Here is a 17774-nt window from a genome sequence, read left to right as displayed (position 1 = left end):
AGTGCATTTGCCGCCGCCTTCGCGAGCAAGCCCGCTCCCACAAGAGCAACGCTGCACCCTGTGGGAGCGGGCTTGCTCGCGAAGGGGTCAATCAGAACGCATAGGGAATACTGACCTTGGCCCAAAGCATTTCCCCTTCAGGCCGGTTTTCCACGTCGAATTCCTTGGCCCAGCGAATCTCCGCGCTGGCGTATTTGAGAAAGGTCCAGTGCAGCGCCGGACCAATCGCAAACACCTGGCCGCGCACCCCGTCGTTCACGTCCTGGCCATTGAACTGCACGGTGTGGCCGAACTGTTTGTCATCGGTGGTTTGCTTCAGGTAGTAGCCGTTCAGCCCGAGCATCAGGTCGTCGGTGATCTTGAAACTGGCCGAATAGTCGAAGTGGAAAATCTGCCCCGACTTGTAATCGGTGTCCTTGTTTTTCTCGTTGAAACTGTAGGTGGTCTTCATCGACACCTCGGTTCTGTCCGTCGGCAGCCAGGTGAAGGAGAACAAGGGTTTGTAGGTGTAGAAGTTGTTGCTGGTATTGGCCAGGCGATCAACGCTGTATTCGCCGGTCGGCACGGTGACTTCAATGGCGGCGCCGAGGGTCAGGTTCGGGCCCATGTCCCAGAGAATGATCGGCGCGATCGTGGTGTCGCCCATGCCTTCGCGGGTGTCCTGCAAGCCGAACACCGCGACTTCCTGCTTGAGCCACGGTTGCGCGATGTAGCCGGCCAGCCGGCCGCCGAATACCCGCACCGGGCTGAGGTAATCCAGGCGCGGAATGACCGCCGTGGATTCGATCTCGACGTTTGGCACCTTGCCGCCGAGCGAGCTGATGTTCAGCTTCGTGGCTTTGTAGTGGTTGTAGTAGAGGTTGAACGCAACCATGTTGTCCGGAAGGCTGTCGGGCGAAAGCGGCAACATGAAAAAGCCGTCGGTGCCGGGGCCGATGTTGTCCACGCCAGCCTCGGTGGCCAGTGCCGGTTGCGGGGCGCAGACGCCGGCCAGGCCAATGACCAGTAGGGGAAGAGTCGTGCGGGTCGGGATCATGGGTGTCCTCATTATTATTGTTAGCGGGCTTTCCGGCGTCCATACGAGGGCCGCAACATAGAAATATGCTGTCTGTGCCCCGCAAGGTAGGGTATTGGCGGCCATTTAGGGGGGCATCTGCGGACAGCCTTCGAACCCTGTGCTAACTTCTTCCGACATAACCGGTTACAAAAATAAGAATGCAGCTCGACCCGGAATGTACAGTCCCATGCAAATGAAAGTGACCGACCCCACCTTTGAACTGGCGCTGGTGTCGCCGTTCCTCCTGCACACCCTGGCCGAAGTCGCCGAGCAAAAAGGCATCGACCCCGAGAGCCTGTGCCGAGGGTTGGGATTTGACTTTGAAGACCTTCAGGACCCGGCACAGCGCATTTCCTATCGCCAGGCCGTGGCCATGATTCAGCGAGCGCTCAAAGTCCTGCCCAATCAGGGGCTGGGCTTGTGGGTCGGCGCGCAGAATGTACTCGGAACGCTGGGGTTGTTGGGGCATGTATTGTCGCTGTGCAAGACCTTGCGCGATGCCTTTGAACTGGGCATCCGTCATCAACACACTTCCGGCAGCATTGTCGTGTCGAGCGTGGAGGAGGCGGGTGATCGGGTGTTTGTCGACGTTGAATGCCGCTTGCCGTTCGCCGACGTGCAGTTGTTCGCGGTCGAGGAGTTTTTCGCCAGCCTGCTGGTGTACGGCCGGGCGCTGGTCGGGGCGGATTTCAAGCCGATGGCCGTGGAGTTCATGCATGCCGCGCCGGACTATCTCAGCGAATATTCGCGCCTGCTGGGGCCGGACGTGCGTTTCGGTTGCCTGCAGAACCGCATGGTGATCGATGCGTATTGGCTGGACGTTCACTTGCCCAATCACCATTCCCTGGCCCTGCGTCAGGCAGTGAAGTTGCTCGAACTGGAAGCTGCGCAGGTGCACCGGAAAATGGATTTGATCCAGGCGGTTGAACGGGCGATTGCCCGGGACCTGACCGAGGGCAGCCACATCGAGAAAATCGCCGGCGACCTGAACATGAGCAGCCGCACCTTGCGCCGCCGCCTCACCGAACATGCCCTGACGTTCGAGACACTGCTGGAACAAGTGCGCCAGGCCCGCACCATGAGCCTGCTGGCCAACCCGGACATGTCCATCGAGCGCATCACCGAGGAAGTCGGCTACAGCGACGTGCGCAGCTTTCGCCGGGCTTTCAGGCGCTGGACCGGCATGAGCCCGAGTGCGTTCCGCAACGAAAGCCCCAGCGCGGTTTGATCTCCTTGTAATGAGAGGGGCTTGTGTGGCCTCTGACAGCACACAAACCCTCGTACTCCGGTTAAACTCCGAGCTCTTTTTCGAGGAGTTCATATGAGTCATTACCAGCCGGGCATTCTCGCCACCCCCGTTCCGCCTCAAGCCCGCCATATGTTCTTCGCTCTCGAATCCGTCGCTGCTCTACCGACCGCGCTCGATAACCTGCAAGGCTTGGTGGACGGCAAATCGGTGGTGGTCGGCTTCGGTGAATCCCTGGTCAAGGCGCTGGACGGGCAGATCGAAGGCCTGCGCGTTTTCCCGGCACTGACCGGTGTCGGCGTCGATAATCCATCGACCCAACAGGCGCTCTGGTGCTGGCTGCACGGTGAAGACCGTGGTGAGTTGCTCAACCGCAGCAACGCCATCGCAGCGGCATTGGCCCCGGCGTTGCGCCTGGTGCAGATGAACGAAACCTTCCGCCACATGAGCGGCCATGACCTGACCGGCTACGAGGATGGCACCGAGAACCCACACGACGAAGCCGCCGTGAGCGCCGCCGTGGTCGGTGAGGGCGCGGACGGTACGGTGGGTGGCAGCTTTGCCGCGATCCAGCAGTGGCAGCATGACTTGAAAGGTTTCCATGCGCTGTCGGCGGATGAAAAAGACAACATCATGGGCCGGCGCTTGAGCGATAACGAGGAGATCGACGACGCGCCGGTTTCCGCCCACGTCAAACGCACCGCCCAGGAAAGCTTTGCGCCTGAGGCCTTCGTGGTGCGCCGCTCGATGCCGTGGATCGAAGGTGACCGCGCCGGCCTGATGTTCCTGGCCTTCGGTTTTTCCCTCGATGCCTTCGAAGCCCAACTGCGTCGCATGAGTGGCCTGGAAGACGGCATCACCGACGGCCTGTACCGCATCAGCCGTCCGGTCACCGGCGGCTACTACTGGTGCCCGCCGCTCAAGGACGGTCGACCGGACCTGCGCGCATTGCGCATCGGCTGAGAAGCAGGGAGAGCCTATGAACGTGGTGCGCTGGGGCATGATCGGTTGTGGCAGTGTCGCTGAACGCAAAAGCGCACCGGCCTTCTACAAGGCATCCGGATCGGCGTTGGTGGCGGTGATGGGCCGGCGCCTGGAAGCCGTCACCGACTACGCCGCGCGCCACGGCATCGCTCGGGTCTACACCGATGCGCAAGCGCTGATCGACGATCCCGAGGTCGACGCGGTGTACATCGCCACGCCACCTGACAGCCATCACGCTTATGCCTTGCAGGTGGCCGCCGCCGGCAAGCATTGCTGCGTCGAGAAACCGATGGCGCTGAACGCCGGGCAAAGCCGCGAGATGCAGCAGGTGTTTGCCGATGCGGGGCTGCACCTGTTCGTGTCCTATTACCGACGTTCGCTGCCACGCTTCCGGCAAGTGCGGCAATGGCTGGAGGAGGGGCGGATCGGCGAGGTCCGGCACTTGAGCTGGACGCTCACCAAAGCCCCGTCGGCAGCGGACCGAAACGGCACCGATAACTGGCGCACTGACCCGACGATTGCCGGTGGCGGCTACTTCGCCGATCTGGCCAGCCATGGCCTGGACCTGTTTCAGTACCTGCTCGGCGATATCGTCGAAGTCGCCGGGTTCACCGCACGGCAGGCCGGCTTGTACGCGGCCGAAGATGCCGTCAGCGCCACCTGGCGGTTTGCCAGCGGGGCACTGGGGATGGGCTGCTGGAACTTCGTTGCCGATCGCCGTGAAGACCGGGTCGAAGTGATTGGCAGTAAAGGCCGGATCACGTTTTCAGTGTTCGACGAGCACCCGGTCGAGCTGCACACTGATGAACATCTCAGCCTGAACATCGAGCATCACGCGCACATCCAGTGGCACCACGTATTGGGCATGAATGCGCACATACGTGGTGACGCGCAGCATCCGGCCGTGGCCGGGCAGGCGTTGAAGACCGATTGGGTCATGGACCAGATCCTCAAGCGCCACTGATTCTTCAGACCGCACACAATCCCTTGTAGGAGCGAGCCTGCTCGCGATGGTCGTCAACGATAACGCTGGAAGCCTGACACCCCACGGCGTTCTCGGGTTTATCGCGAGCAGGCTCGCTCCTACAGTTTTGGATTGCGTTGTGCATCTAACCTTATGCGCATTCGGTATTTCTCAAGCTTGTCATTACCTCTCTAAGATCACGTCATAACTCGTTATAACAAGCGATCTGCCATGACCGATAACGTTCTATCCCTGAGCAGCGTCCCGTTGCACACCCAGCTGCGAGACGTGCTGCGCGCGCGCATCCTCGACGGTGAATACCCGCAAGACAGCCAGATGCCTTCCGAAAGCGAGCTTGGCGCGTTGTTCAAGGTCAGCCGCATCACCGTGCGCCAAGCCTTGGGTGACCTGCAAAAGGAAGGGCTGATTTTCAGGATCCACGGCAAAGGCACCTTCGTCGCCAAGCCGAAAACCTTCCAGAACGTCAGTACCCTGCAAGGCCTGGCCGAGTCCATGACCGGTCGAGGATATGAGGTGATCAACCGCCTGCGCAGCTTCAGGTTCATTGCCGCCGACAAGCTCGTCGCCGAGCGTTTGCAGGTCGCCGAAGGCGAGGTCGTGGCGCAGATCAAACGGGTGCGCCTGATCAATCGCGAGCCGATTTCCCTGGAAATCACTTACCTGCCCAAGGCCGTTGGCGAGCGCCTGGAAAAAGCCGACCTGGTCACTCGCGACATTTTCCAGATCCTGGAAAACGACTGCGGCCTGACCCTGGGGCACGCCGACCTGGCCATCGATGCGGTACTGGCCGACAGCGACCTGACTCGGGCGCTGAACGTCGAACCTGGCTCGCCGATCATGCGTATCGAGCGCCTGACCCACGATGCCGAGGGTCGGCCGCTGGACTTCGAACACCTTTACTACCGTGGCGATGCCTTCCAGTACCGCCTGCGGATCGACCGGCACAAAGGGGCTTGAACATGACACGCAACACCCTCGAACAGGAATACGACATCGTCGTGATCGGCGGCGGCACTGCCGGCCCGATGGCAGCGATCAAGGCCAAGGAACGCAACCGCGACCTGCGGGTGCTGTTGATCGACAAGGCCAACGTCAAGCGCAGCGGCGCGATCAGCATGGGCATGGACGGCCTGAACAACGCGATCATTCCCGGCCACTCGACGCCGGAGCAATACACCAAGGAAATCACCATCGCCAACGACGGCATCGTCAACCAGGCTGCGGTGTACGCCTACGCGACCCATAGCTTCGAAACCATCGAGCAGCTGGACCGCTGGGGCGTGAAATTCGAGAAGGACGAAACCGGCGACTACGCGGTGAAGAAGGTCCACCACATGGGCGCTTATGTGTTGCCGATGCCGGAAGGGCACGACATCAAAAAAGTCCTGTACCGGCAGCTCAAGCGCGCGCGGGTGACCATTACCAACCGGCTGGTCTGCACCCGATTGCTGACGGATCAAGAGGGTACGGTCAACGGCGTGATGGGCTTCGATTGCCGAACCGCTGACTTCCATGTGATCAAGGCCAAAGCGGTGATCCTCGCCTGCGGTGCCGCCGGACGCCTGGGGTTGCCATCCTCGGGCTACCTGATGGGCACCTACGAAAATCCGACCAATGCCGGCGATGGCTACTCAATGGCCTACCACGCCGGGGCCGAGCTGGCGAACCTGGAGTGTTTCCAGATCAACCCGCTGATCAAGGATTACAACGGCCCGGCCTGCGCCTACGTCACCGGTCCCTTGGGCGGCTACACCGCCAACAACAAGGGCGAGCGCTTCATCGAGTGTGACTACTGGAGTGGACAGATGATGTGGGAGTTCCATCAGGAACTGGAAAGCGGTAACGGTCCGGTGTTCCTCAAGCTCGATCACCTGGCCGAGGAAACCATCCAGAACATCGAGGAGATCCTGCACAGCAACGAGCGTCCGAGTCGCGGCCAGTTCCATGCCAATCGCGGCACCGACTACCGCACGCAGATGGTCGAGATGCACATCTCGGAAATCGGCTTTTGCAGCGGGCATTCGGCGTCGGGGGTGTGGGTCAACGAGAAGGCCGAGACCTCGGTCAAGGGCTTGTACTCGGCCGGTGACATGGCCGCGGTGCCGCACAACTACATGCTCGGCGCGTTCACCTACGGCTGGTTCGCCGGCCACAACGCGGCGGATTTTGTCGCCGGACGTGAGTTTTCAGCGCTGGATGCCCGGCAGATCGAAACCGAAAAACAACGGGTCTATGCGCCACTGGATCGCGAACACGGCCTGCCACCCGCGCAGGTCGAGTACAAGCTGCGGCGCTTCGTCAACGACTACCTGCAACCGCCGAAAGTGACGAAGAAGATGCAGATCGGCCTGCAACGTTTCAGCGACATCCAGCGCGACCTCGACCAGATCAAGGCCCACAACGCCCACGAGCTGATGCGTGCCATGGAAGTCAGCATGATCCGCGACTGCGCCGAAATGGCCGCCCGCGCTTCACTGTTCCGCGCCGAAAGTCGCTGGGGGCTGTACCACTATCGCGTCGATCACCCGCAGCGCAACGACAACGACTGGTTTTGCCATTGCCACTTGAAGAAAGGCGAAAACGGTTTGATGACCAGTTTCAAGAAAGCCGTCGAGCCCTACATCATCCCGCTCGACGCCGATGAAATGCAGGCCTACGACCGATTGCGGGTCGGCGCCGACGCGGCGTGATGCCGTCAACGAAAGAGAGAGTGAACATGGCCTATCAACCCCAGGAAATCTTCTTCCGCTCCAACGCACCGGTCACGGTCGACGAGGACCTTTGCATCGCCCACAAAGGCTGCACCGTCTGCGTCGACGTTTGCCCGATGGACCTGCTGGCGATCAACCCGGCCACGCAGAAGGCCTATATGGCGTTCGACGAATGCTGGTACTGCATGCCCTGTGAAAAGGACTGCCCGACCGGGGCGGTGAAAGTGGAGATTCCTTATTTATTGCGTTGACTGACAGGACGCCTTCGCGGGCAAGCCCGCTCCCACAGTGATTTGTGCTGTCCCTCAGATTGTGAAAACAACCACGAAACCTGTGGGAGCTGGCTTGCCAGCGATGAGGCCAGTAAATACGACACAAAAGCCATCCGGCCACCACCGGACGCCTGCTTCAAAACACCCCTCGTTTCCCACCGCGCCCTGATCGCGGCGGAGACGAACATCCAATAAATGATTCGAGGGGAAACACTCATGATGTTGCGTGCAGCTTTGGCCGGTCTGGTACTGGCTTCCTTCACCTTGTCGGCGTCAGCCGAAACCATCCGCATTGCCATCGGCACCCAGGACACCACCATCAACTGCGCCGCCGGTGGCCTGTTGATTCGTGAGTTGGGTCTGCTGGACAAATACCTGCCCCACGAGGGCCCCTATAAAGACGCCCAATACGACGTGCAGTGGAAAAACTTCACCAGCGGCGCACCCCTGACCAACGAGATGGTGGCCGGCAAACTCGACTTCGGCGCCATGGCCGATTTCCCCGGTGCGTTCAATGGTGTGGCTTTTGAAACGGCGGGCAAGCACAGCCTGTTTATCAGCGTGCTGTCGGGCAGCACCAAGGGCAGCGGCAACGGCATCGTGGTGCCGAGTGCATCCGGCGTGCAGTCGCTGGCCGAGCTCAAGGGCAAGAGCATCTCCGTGCCGTTCGCCTCCACCGCCCATGGCATGTTGCTGCGCGCCGTCGCGGCGCAGGGCTGGGACCCGCTCAAGGACGTGAACATCATCGCCCAGCCGCCGGAAGTCGCCGGCTCCGCGTTGCAGGCCGGCAAGATCGATGCTCACGCCGACTTCGTGCCCTTCGCCGAACTGTTCCCGAGCCGTGGTTTCGCCCGCAAGATTTATGACGGCTCCCAGGCCAACGCGCCGACCTTCCACGGTGCGCTGGTCGATCAGGCCTATGCCAGGCAGTACCCTGAAATCGTCGTCGCTTACCTGCGGGCGAGTATCGAAGCCAACCAGTTGCTGGCGGCTGAACCGGAGAAATACAGCGAGCTGATCGCCAAGGTCACCGGGGTCGATGCCGAGGTCAACTACCTGTTCCATGGCCCCCTCGGCGTGCAGACCCGTGACCTGAGCTGGAAGCCGGAATACCGTCAGGCCGTGGGCACTGCCATCGATACCCTGAAGTTGTTGAAGAAGGCCGATCGCGGTCTCGATCTGAATACCTTCATCGACGACCAATACATTCGCGCCGCGTTCAAGGCGTCGAACCTGGACTACACAGCGCAACTGGCCAACTACGCGCAGACGCCGCTTAAAGCGGTGGATGCGTCGAGCGGCAAAGGCATCACCGACTTCAGCCACGTGGCCGAGATCTGGGTCCGCGGCGAACCGAAAGTCCGCCAGTACGCGTCGGCGGAGCTGGCGTTCACGGCGTTGGCCGCCCTGAAGCAGGAAGGCAAAAACATCCGCGCGGTGTACACCCAGGCCAGCGACAGCGGGATCAAGTTGCTGGCGGATCAGGCGTGGTTTGCCAGTGATGCGAAAGGGCGACTCAGTGCGTTCCTGCTCAAGGGCCAGGCCCAGCAGTTCGCCACCGCCCAGGGCGGGAAAGTGTACGACTTCACCGATGCTACCGCACAAGCCGTGGCTGTTCGCTAACAGCCGAAACACCACAGCCCCCTGTAGGAGCGAGCTTGCTCGCTAAAAACGTCCGGACAACGCGATCCGTCAGACAGAGCGCGTAATCGTTGGCGTTCTTCGCGAGCAAGCTCGCTCCTACAGGAGGTGGGTTGAGAGGAATAATTGTGTACCGATCATATTCACGCTGGATCCCCAGAGCCGCGTCCTTGCTGCTCTGCCTGCTGTTCTGGCAACTCGCCGCCAGCCACCACTGGAACCTCGGCCTGGTGACCTTCGCCAACGTCCCGACACCCGTGGCGGTCATTGAAGCCGCCCTCGGCCTCGGCGACTCGGGCAAACTCGCGCAACACCTGGGCAGCAGCCTTGGCCGGGTATTCGCCGGCTACCTCGCCGCGCTGATCATCGGTGTGGCCCTGGGCCTGGCCATCGGTCGCTCGAAATGGGCCGAAGACCTGCTGCTGCCGCCCCTGGAAGTGCTGCGCCCGATCCCGGCGGTGGCGTGGATTCCCCTGGCGATCCTGATGTTTCCTTCGTCGGAACTGTCGATGGTGTTCATCACCTTCACCGGCGCACTGTTCCCGATCCTGCTCAACACCGTGCATGGCGTCGAAGGCGTCGACCCGCGGCTGATCGCCTCGGCGAAAAGCCTCGGGGCAGGGCGCCGGGCAATCCTGCTGGAGGTCGTACTTCCCGGGGCCGGACCCAGCATCATTACCGGCCTGGCCATCGGCATGGGCACCTCGTGGTTCTGCCTGGTCACGGCAGAAATGATCTCCGGCCAGTTCGGCATTGGTTATTACACCTGGGAGTCCTACACCATCCAGAACTACGCCGACATCGTCGTCGGCATGTTGCTGATCGGCGTGCTCGGCATGGGCAGCAGCCTGCTGATCAAACGTCTGGGCGGGCTGTTCACGCCCTGGCATCGACCACGAGGAAAAGCCTGATGAGCGTTTTTCAACACCTGCAAGGACGTATCGATATTCGCGGGCTGTCAATCAGCCTGGGCGAGGGCCAAGCGGCCTTCGAAGCGGTGCAGGGTCTCGATTGCCAGATCGAACCGGGACAGTTCGTGTGCATTCTCGGGCCGTCCGGCTGCGGCAAGTCGACTTTGCTCGGCGCGTTGGCGGGGCACCTGCAACCGCGCACCGGCACCTTGAACGTGGATGGCGCGCCGGTATCGGGGCCATCGCCACAACGCGGCATGGTGTTCCAGCAGCACACCTTGTTTCCGTGGCGCACGGTGCGTGACAACGTGGCGTTCGGCTTGAAAATGCGTGGCGTCGGCAAGGCCGAACGGCACAAGGCGGCGGATGAAATCCTCGCCCTGGTGGGGCTCGAAGGGTTTGCCGGGCGCTGGCCCGATCAGCTCTCCGGCGGCATGCAGCAACGGGTGGAAATTGCCCGGGTGCTGGTCAACCGCCCGCGCCTGTTGCTGATGGATGAACCCTTCGGTGCCCTCGATGCCCTGACCCGGTTGAACATGCAGGAACTGCTGCTGGACATCTGGACGCGCATCCGCACCACCGTGGTGTTTGTCACCCATGACATCGACGAAGCGCTGTTCCTCGCCGACCGCTTGCTGGTCATGAGTTCACGCCCCGGGCGGATCATCGAAGACCTGCGCCTGGACTTCCCCAGGCCGCGCAGCACGGAGCTGGTGACCCGCCCTGAATTCTCGCACCTGAAGCGTCATTGCCTCGAACTCCTGCGCCACGAAGACGGCCGGCAGCTGCCGCGCCTGAATCCGCTCGGCCTTCCCCCTGAAAACAAACTGCCGCGATTTGCCCTATGACCTCACTATTCGATGTAACCGATAACGACGACATTCTTGCCCTGCAGCCGCGCCTGACCGATGACGACCCCGGTGTACGCCGGATCGCGTTGATCGAGTTGGCCGATCTTGAGGAACCGGACGGCCTGCTGTGGTTGATCGATCGACTGGCCGAAGACCCGATTGCCGACGTTCGCGCCGAAGCCGCGCGGTTGCTGGAAGCCTGGGAGGACGAGCCCGTGGTCGAAGCGTTGTGCCAGGCGCTGACTGATCCATCCCCGGCGGTGCAGGCGGCCGCTGCGCAAAGCCTTAGCCTGCTCAAGAGCGAGGCGGCGGGCCGGGTCATACTGCCGTGGACCGGGCACGCCGACACTGGCGTACGCATTGCCGCGTTCAGGGCCTTGCGCGAGTTGCGTTGCCCCGATGCCGCCGATGCGGCTGCACGGGCATTGGACGATGAAAGCGCCGGTGTGCGCCGCGAAGCGGTAGGTGTGCTCGGCTGGCTTAAGCAACTCGAGGCCTTGCCGGCGCTGGCGCGGTTGGCCAGCGATGACCCGGACACCGACGTACGGCGTGCCGCCACCGGGGCGTTGGGCCTGGCGTCTGACGCGCAGGTGCTGCCGGCCCTGCGCCAAGCCTTGCGGGACACCGCCTGGCAAGTCCGCGAAGAAGCCGCCACCACCCTGGGCAAGGTCGGCCACCTCGACGCCGGCCCGGCCCTGATCGATGCCTTGGGTGACGATTACTGGCAAGTGCGCCTGCGCGCCACCCGCAGCCTCGGTCGCTTGCGATTTGTACCTGCGCTCGATGCGCTGATCGACACCCTCGGCCACCGCATCAGCAACCTGCGCAAGGAGGCCGCGCTGGCCCTGGGCGAATTGAACGACCCGCGGGCCATCGCGGCATTGCAGGCCGCACAGGACGACGGCGACCCGGAAGTGCGCAAGGCCGTGCGCATTGCCTTGAGTCAACTGCAATGAATCCGCTGGCGGTGGGTAATTCACGGAGCAAACAGCAGTTGCGACTGAACTGGCCGGATGGTCGCGAGCAGTGGCTGGACCACGCCGAACTGCGTCGGCAGTGCCCGTGTTCGCAGTGCCGGGCGTTTCGTATGCGGGGGATGACGCCGATGGTCGATGCGCGGGTTCGGGTTATTGAATTGCACTCGCAGGGGTATGGACTGCAACTGGTGTTCAGCGATGGTCATGAGCGCGGGATTTATCCGTGGGCATATCTTTCCGGTCTGGCCGGCCCCTCTGTAGGAGCGAGCTCGCTCGCGATGGACGCGAACGATAAAGCGATGCAATTGGAGGAACCGGTGCGCCTGGACGGTTTTCGCGAGCAGGCTCGCTCCTACACGGTCCTTGCCAGGCAAAAGCCAAAAGAGTACAAATGTACTCCATGACGACTCTGACTCCCCGCCGTACCGCCATCCTGACCTTCATCCGCGATCGCATCGCCGAGCATGGTCAGCCTCCGAGCCTCGCTGAAATCAGCGAGGTGTTCGGTTTTGCCTCCCGTAGCGTGGCGCGCAAGCATGTGCTGGCGCTGACCGAAGCCGGGTTTATCGAGGTCAACCCGCACCAGGCCCGGGGCATTCGCCTGCTCGGGCAGCCACCGCGTCCCGAGTTGCTGGACATCCCGGTGCTCGGCCGGGTTGCGGCCGGTGCGCCGATCGGGGCCGATGCGGAGGTCCATAGCCGCTTGCTGCTCGATCCGTCGATCTTCTCGCGGGTGCCGGACTACATGCTGCGGGTTCGGGGTGACTCGATGATCGAGGACGGTATTCTCGACGGCGATCTGGTGGGCGTGCACCGCAATCCGGAGGCGCTCAACGGCCAGATCGTCGTGGCGCGGCTTGACGGCGAAGTCACCATCAAGCGCTTCGAGCGGGTCGGCGATGTGGTTCGCCTGCTGCCACGCAACCCGGCCTACCAGCCGATTATTGTCGAAGCCGACCGGGACCTGGCCATCGAAGGCGTGTTCTGTGGCCTGGTGAGGCAAGGCTGATGGGTGCCGTCGTTGCGCTGGATACGCTGTTCAATGCTGGCCAGGTCTGGAAGGGCAGGCCTGCGCCAGCGGCCGCCAGCCCGCAACCCACCGGGCATGCCGCGCTGGACGCCGCATTGCCCAGCGGAGGCTGGCCGGAGGCGGCGCTGACGGAAATCCTCTTGGCCGGGCAGGGCGTGGGCGAGTTGCAACTGGTGTGGCCGACACTGGCACGGCTGTCGGCGGCGGGCGAGCGCATCGTGCTGGTGGCGCCGCCTTATTTGCCGTATCCCCAGGCGTGGCAGAGCGCCGGGGTCGATCTGCGTCAGTTGTCGATCATCCAGGCCGGCGAGCGCGATGCGCTGTGGGCCGCGGAACAATGCCTGCGCTCGGGCAGTTGCGGTGCGGTGCTGTGCTGGCCGCACAAGGCCGATGACCGCGCCTTGCGCCGCTTGCAGGTGGCGGCGGAAACCGGCCAGACCCTGGCCTTCGCCTATCGTCCCCTCAGTGAAGCGATCAACCCTTCGCCGGCGGCCTTGCGCATCGCCATCGATGCCCGACCGGCACAACTGCGTGTACTCAAGTGCCGTGGCGGCCTGGCCCGTTCGGCGCCGATTGCCTTCGCCGTGGGGCATTGAGGTTGCCATGCGCTGGGTCTGCATTGTTTTCCCGCAATTGGCGCTGGACGCGGTACTGCGTCAGCGCGCCGATCCCGAGGAACCCCTGGCGTTGCTGACCGGCCCGGCCCAGCGCCGGGTGCTGCAGGCAGTCAACGGTGCGGCGCGGGCGCTGGGCTTGCGTCCCGGCCAGTCCATGAGCGCGGCACAGGCCTTGAGCAAAGGTTTTGTCACGGCCGAATACGATGCCGCTGAAATCGAACACTGGCAGCAGTTTCTCGCCGCCTGGGCCTATCGCTTCAGTTCCCAGGTCAGCGTGCATTACCCCCGGGCCGTGGTGTTCGAGATCGAATCCAGTCTCGGCCTGTTCGGTGCCTGGCCGCAATTCGAAGCGCTTTTGCGCCGTGAGCTCGGTGAGCTGGGGTTTCGGCACCGCATCGTGGCCGCGCCCAACCCGGTGGCGGCGCGGGTGCTGGCCAACGTCTATGACGGTCTGGTGGTGCCGGACGATCAAGCCTTGCAGCATCATCTGGGGCAAATGCCCGTCGACCGGGTCGGCCTCGACGCATCGGTCGCCACGGCCTTGTCGCGCATGGGCCTGCGCACCTTGAGCCAGGTGCAGGCGTTGCCCAGGCACAGCCTGGCCCGGCGTTTCGAGGTCCAGGTGCTCAAGCATCTGGATGCCCTGTCCGGTTTGCGGCGGCTGGCGCTGGCGTTTTACTTGCCGCCGGACCGCTTCGATGTGCGTATCGAGCTCAATTTCGATGTGCAGTCCCATCAAGCCTTGCTGTTTCCGTTGCGCCGGTTGACTGGCGACCTGTCGGCGTTCCTCTGCGGTCGCGACAGCGGCGTACAGCGTTTCGACCTGCATCTGGAGCATGCCGGGTTGCCGGACACGGTCATCAAGGTCGGCCTGCTCAGCGCCGAGCGCGATCCGGCGATGCTCTTCGAGCTGGCCCGGGGGCGGCTGGAGCAAGTCCAGGTCGAGGCGCCGGTGCGCGGCTTTCGCTTGCGCGCCGAGGATTTGCCGGCCTTCGTGCCCCAGCATCGGGAACTGTTCGACGATCGCCCGCAACAGTCCCTGCCCTGGGAGCAGTTGCGCGAACGCCTGCGTGCACGGCTGGGGGATGACGCGGTGCATGGCTTGCGTTTCCAGGCCGATCACCGCCCCGAGTGCGCGTGGCAGGCCAGTGCCGACAGCCAGCCTTGCGCGGTGCCGGCCGCCGTGAAACGGCCGGGCTGGCTGCTGACTGAACCGCTGGCCGTGCATCAGGGCTCGGCGCGCATCCTCATGGGGCCGGAGCGTATCGAGTCCGGCTGGTGGGACGGTGACGACGTACGTCGTGACTATTACCTGATCGAAACCCGTGCCGGCCAACAGGGCTGGGCCTACCGGGCGGTCGGTGAGGACGGCCCGTTGTGGCTGCAGGGCTGGTTCGCATGAGCATCGAATATGCCGAATTGCACTGCCTGTCGAACTTCAGCTTCCAGCGCGGGGCTTCCAGCGCCCTCGAGCTGTTCCAGCGTGCGAAAGAACAGGGTTATCAAGCCCTGGCGATGACCGACGAGTGCACCCTGGCGGGCATCGTTCGCGCCTGGCAAGCGGCGAAGTCCGTGGAGTTGCCGCTGATCATCGGCAGTGAAATACGCATCGAGAACGGTCCGAAGCTGGTGCTGCTGGTGGAGAACCCCGAGGGCTATCAGGCGCTGTGCCGATTGATCACCCACGCCCGGCGGCGCACGCAGAAAGGCCAGTATCAGGTGCTGCGCGAGGACTTCAGCGAACCGTTGCCGGGGCTGTTGGCGTTGTGGGTGCCGGACGCGGTGGATGACTTCGAACAGGGCTGCTGGCTGAAGCAGGTTTTCGCCGAACGCCTGTGGCTGGCGGTGCAACTGCACCGCGGTCAGGACGATACCCAGCGTTTGAATAATCTGTTGACCCTGTCCAGGGAGCTGCGGATTCCCCCAGTGGCCAGCGGCGATGTGCACATGCACGCTCGCGGCCGGCGCGCCTTGCAGGACACCATGACGGCGATCCGTCATCACCTGCCGGTGGCCGATGCCGGGTTGCGCCTGCATCCCAACGGCGAACGCCATCTGCGCAGCCTCGACGTGCTGCAGGCGCTTTATCCGCCAGAGTTGCTGGCAGAAACGCTGACCATTGCCCGGCGCTGTACCTTTGATCTCGGCCAATTGCGTTATCAATATCCCCGCGAACTGGTACCGCAAGGGCACAGCGCGGAATCCTGGCTGCGGGAGTTGACCGAGCGCGGCATTCGCGAGCGATGGCCCGACGGTGCAAGCGACAAGGTTCGCGGGCTGATCGACAAGGAGCTCGGGCTGATCGCCGAGCTGGGTTATGAAAGCTATTTCCTGACCGTTCAGGACATCGTCGCCTTCGCCCGGCGCGAGAAGATTCTCTGCCAGGGCCGAGGCTCGGCGGCCAACTCGGCGGTGTGTTTCGCCCTGGGCATCACCGAGATCGACCCCGAGCGAATGAACATGCTGTTTGAACGATTTCTCTCCAGGGAGCGCAACGAGCCGCCGGATATCGATGTGGACTTCGAGCACGAACGCCGCGAAGAAGTCTTGCAGTACGTGTTCCAGCGCTATGGTCGAACCCGTGCGGCACTGACGGCCGTGGTCAGTACTTACCATGCAGCCGGTGCAGTGCGTGACGTGGCCAAGGCGTTGGGTCTGCCGCCAGACCAGATCAATGCCCTGGCCGATTGCTGTGGTCACTGGAGTGATGAAACACCGCCCGTGGAGCGCCTGCGTGAAGGCGGTTTCGACCCCGAAAGCCCGGTGCTGCGCCGGGTACTGAGTTTGACCCGGCAACTGATCGGGTTCCCCCGGCACCTGTCCCAGCACCCCGGCGGCTTCGTCATTTCCGAGCAGCCGCTGGACCACCTCGTGCCGGTGGAAAACGCCGCGATGGCCGAACGCACCATCATTCAGTGGGACAAGGACGACCTGGACGCGGTCGGTCTCCTGAAGGTCGATATCCTCGCTCTGGGTATGCTCAGTGCGATACGCCGTTGCTTTGATCTGTTGCGCCGTCATCGCAATCTGGATTTGAGTCTGGCGACGGTCCCCTCTGAAGACTCGCAAACCTACGACATGATCGGCCGCGCCGACACCATCGGCGTGTTCCAGATCGAATCCCGGGCGCAAATGTCGATGCTGCCCAGGCTCAAGCCCCGCAAGTTCTATGACCTGGTGATCGAGGTGGCCATCGTTCGCCCCGGACCTATTCAGGGCGGCATGGTGCATCCCTATCTGCGGCGACGAAACAAGGAAGAACTCGAAAGCTACCCCTCCGAAGAGTTGCGCGAGGTGTTGAAACGCACACTGGGTGTACCGCTGTTTCAGGAACAAGTGATGCAGATCGCCATCGTCGCCGCCGACTACAGCCCCGGCGAGGCCGATCAGTTGCGCCGCTCCATGGCCGCCTGGAAGCGCCATGGCGGGCTGGAACCGCACAAGGATCGACTGGCCGCCGGCATGAAAAAAAAGGGCTACACGCCGGAGTTTGCCGCGCAGATCTTCGAGCAGATCAAGGGCTTTGGCAGCTACGGTTTTCCCGAGTCCCACGCCGCCAGTTTTGCCTTGCTGACTTACGCCAGTTGCTGGTTGAAATGCCATGAGCCGGCGGCCTTCGCCTGTGCCCTGATCAACAGTTGGCCGATGGGGTTCTACAGCCCGGACCAGATTCTGCAGGACGTTCGCCGTCATCATTTGCAGGTTCGCCCGGTGGACGTGCGCGCCAGTGACTGGGATTGCAGCCTGGAACCGGTCAGTGGTGCGCAGCCGGCGATTCGCCTGGGCATGCGCATGATCAAGGGCTTTCGTGAGGACGATGCGCGGCGCATCGAGGTGGCCCGCTCGAAAGGCGCGTTTGCCGACATCGCCGACCTCGGCGAACGGGCGCGACTCGATGCCCGCGCCCGGGAGCAACTGGCCGATGCCGGCGCGTTGCGTGGCCTGGCCGGCGACCGGCACCGGGCACGCTGGGAAGTGGCCGGGGTACAAAAGCAGCTGGGTTTGTTTGCCGGCCTGCCGAGCCGGGAGGAGGACGCGGTGTCGTTGCCCAAACCCACCGTGGGCGAGGACCTGCAAGCCGATTACGCCAGTGTCGGCACCACCCTCGGACCGCATCCGCTGGCCCTGTTGCGCAGTGAGTTGAAGGCGCGGCGCTGCCGCAGTTCGCAGGAGTTGCTGGACGTCGAACACGGTCGGCCGGTCAGCGTCGCCGGGCTGGTCACCGGCCGACAACGCCCGGCCACCGCCAGCGGCGTGACGTTCGTCACCCTTGAGGACGAGTTCGGCAACGTCAACGTGGTGGTCTGGCGTGACCTGGCCGAGCGACAGCGCCGGGTGCTGGTCGGCTCGCAGTTGCTCAAGGTCGATGGGCGTTGGGAGAAAGAGGGCGAGGTCCGGCACCTGATTGCCGGGCGCTTGAGTGATTTGAGCCCGCTACTGGATGGCATCACTGTGCGTAGCCGGGATTTTCACTGACCCCCCCCTGTAGGAG

The 17774-nt window shown here is 63.1% G+C and carries 15 protein-coding genes and 1 pseudogene; 15 read left to right on the top strand and 1 reads right to left on the bottom strand.

The features are described from left to right. Window positions 1-91 precede the first annotated feature (91 nt). On the bottom strand, window positions 92-1036 hold the full coding sequence (locus ACEN8Q_RS09195) for a transporter (protein WP_413428595.1): 945 nt from the start codon (window positions 1034-1036) through the stop codon (window positions 92-94). A gap of 208 nt (window positions 1037-1244) precedes the next feature. Between ACEN8Q_RS09195 and ACEN8Q_RS09190 the strand changes: the two genes are divergently transcribed. From ACEN8Q_RS09190 to ACEN8Q_RS09120, 15 genes and pseudogenes are all read left to right on the top strand, one after another. Then, window positions 1245-2285 carry an AraC family transcriptional regulator gene (locus ACEN8Q_RS09190; protein ID WP_413428596.1) on the top strand — a complete coding sequence of 347 codons (1041 nt, stop codon included), beginning with the start codon at window positions 1245-1247 and terminating at the stop codon, window positions 2283-2285. A gap of 93 nt (window positions 2286-2378) precedes the next feature. Beyond that, window positions 2379-3266 carry a Dyp-type peroxidase gene (locus ACEN8Q_RS09185; protein ID WP_413428597.1) on the top strand — a complete coding sequence of 296 codons (888 nt, stop codon included), beginning with the start codon at window positions 2379-2381 and terminating at the stop codon, window positions 3264-3266. 16 nt (window positions 3267-3282) lie between these two features. Next, complete coding sequence (locus ACEN8Q_RS09180; RefSeq protein ID WP_413428598.1) at window positions 3283-4251, top strand: Gfo/Idh/MocA family protein; 969 nt, start codon at window positions 3283-3285, stop codon at window positions 4249-4251. Between the two features lie 231 nt (window positions 4252-4482). Beyond that, the gene (locus ACEN8Q_RS09175) at window positions 4483-5229 is read left to right on the top strand and encodes a GntR family transcriptional regulator (protein ID WP_413428599.1); all 747 of its coding nucleotides are present in this window, start codon (window positions 4483-4485) and stop codon (window positions 5227-5229) included. 2 nt (window positions 5230-5231) lie between these two features. Beyond that, window positions 5232-6962: a fumarate reductase/succinate dehydrogenase flavoprotein subunit gene (locus ACEN8Q_RS09170; protein WP_413428600.1), complete on the top strand. Its 1731-nt coding sequence runs from the start codon at window positions 5232-5234 to the stop codon at window positions 6960-6962. A 26-nt stretch (window positions 6963-6988) separates the two neighbouring features. Beyond that, window positions 6989-7234: a ferredoxin family protein gene (locus tag ACEN8Q_RS09165; RefSeq protein ID WP_007946457.1), complete on the top strand. Its 246-nt coding sequence runs from the start codon at window positions 6989-6991 to the stop codon at window positions 7232-7234. 237 nt (window positions 7235-7471) lie between these two features. Beyond that, window positions 7472-8878: an ABC transporter substrate-binding protein gene (locus ACEN8Q_RS09160; protein WP_413428601.1), complete on the top strand. Its 1407-nt coding sequence runs from the start codon at window positions 7472-7474 to the stop codon at window positions 8876-8878. Window positions 8879-9024: 146 nt separating this feature from the next. After that, window positions 9025-9807, top strand: a complete 783-nt coding sequence (locus ACEN8Q_RS09155) for an ABC transporter permease (RefSeq protein WP_413428602.1) — start codon at window positions 9025-9027, stop codon at window positions 9805-9807. Continuing rightward, window positions 9807-10655, top strand: a complete 849-nt coding sequence (locus ACEN8Q_RS09150) for an ABC transporter ATP-binding protein (protein ID WP_413428603.1) — start codon at window positions 9807-9809, stop codon at window positions 10653-10655. Before ACEN8Q_RS09155 ends, ACEN8Q_RS09150 begins: the two co-directional genes overlap by 1 nt. Continuing rightward, entirely contained in the window at window positions 10652-11614 is a 963-nt protein-coding gene (locus ACEN8Q_RS09145; RefSeq protein ID WP_413705030.1) for a HEAT repeat domain-containing protein, read from the top strand. The genes ACEN8Q_RS09150 and ACEN8Q_RS09145 overlap by 4 nt, the downstream gene beginning before the upstream one ends. Then, a pseudogene (locus tag ACEN8Q_RS09140) lies at window positions 11611-11880 on the top strand (DUF971 domain-containing protein); the annotation flags it as partial. The gene ACEN8Q_RS09145 and the pseudogene ACEN8Q_RS09140, both read left to right, overlap by 4 nt. A gap of 146 nt (window positions 11881-12026) precedes the next feature. Continuing rightward, window positions 12027-12644, top strand: coding sequence for a transcriptional repressor LexA (gene lexA, locus ACEN8Q_RS09135; protein WP_413428921.1), 618 nt, complete (start codon window positions 12027-12029; stop codon window positions 12642-12644). Then, on the top strand, window positions 12644-13261 hold the full coding sequence (imuA, locus tag ACEN8Q_RS09130; RefSeq protein ID WP_413705029.1) for a translesion DNA synthesis-associated protein ImuA: 618 nt from the start codon (window positions 12644-12646) through the stop codon (window positions 13259-13261). The genes lexA and imuA overlap by 1 nt, the downstream gene beginning before the upstream one ends. Window positions 13262-13268: 7 nt before the next feature. Beyond that, window positions 13269-14684: a Y-family DNA polymerase gene (locus ACEN8Q_RS09125; protein ID WP_413705028.1), complete on the top strand. Its 1416-nt coding sequence runs from the start codon at window positions 13269-13271 to the stop codon at window positions 14682-14684. Then, window positions 14660-17758, top strand: coding sequence for an error-prone DNA polymerase (locus ACEN8Q_RS09120; RefSeq protein WP_413705027.1), 3099 nt, complete (start codon window positions 14660-14662; stop codon window positions 17756-17758). Before ACEN8Q_RS09125 ends, ACEN8Q_RS09120 begins: the two co-directional genes overlap by 25 nt. The last annotated feature ends 16 nt before the right edge of the window (window positions 17759-17774 follow it).

This window comes from Pseudomonas sp. Pseusp16, from assembly GCF_047324915.1.
GTDB lineage: Bacteria > Pseudomonadota > Gammaproteobacteria > Pseudomonadales > Pseudomonadaceae > Aquipseudomonas > Aquipseudomonas fluorescens_CD.
The sequence above is the reverse complement of the archived record's forward strand: the minus strand, read 5'-3'. Positions and strand labels throughout refer to the sequence as shown.